This window comes from Serratia sp. HNCC26DJ206 (assembly GCF_057180605.1).
Genome location: NZ_JBXUGP010000193.1, coordinates 1 through 233, shown reverse-complemented (window position 1 = coordinate 233; position 233 = coordinate 1). Strand labels below are relative to the sequence as shown.

Here is a 233-nt window from a genome sequence, read left to right as displayed (position 1 = left end):
GCGATCGCCGCTGACGCCGGCATCACCGAATCTCGCCAGGAGATATTCTCAGGTAAGTTCGGCTCGACGCCCAACAGACGCACCAATCTGATACGGCTGGTACTCACCTGGTGCTCAATATCATCCAGGTTGGCGCGGGCAGAAAGCAGCTTCGCCTTCGCCTGGGTAAACTCACTGGCACGCCCCCCGTCCGCCGCCGCGATCTGCGACAGCATATCGGTCAGTTCCTTCAT

Annotated in this window: 1 pseudogene; it reads right to left on the bottom strand. The window is 60.1% G+C overall.

What is annotated here, in order from left to right:
* Nucleotides 1-233, bottom strand: a pseudogene (locus AC2A1E_RS24545) (TolC family protein); the annotation flags it as partial.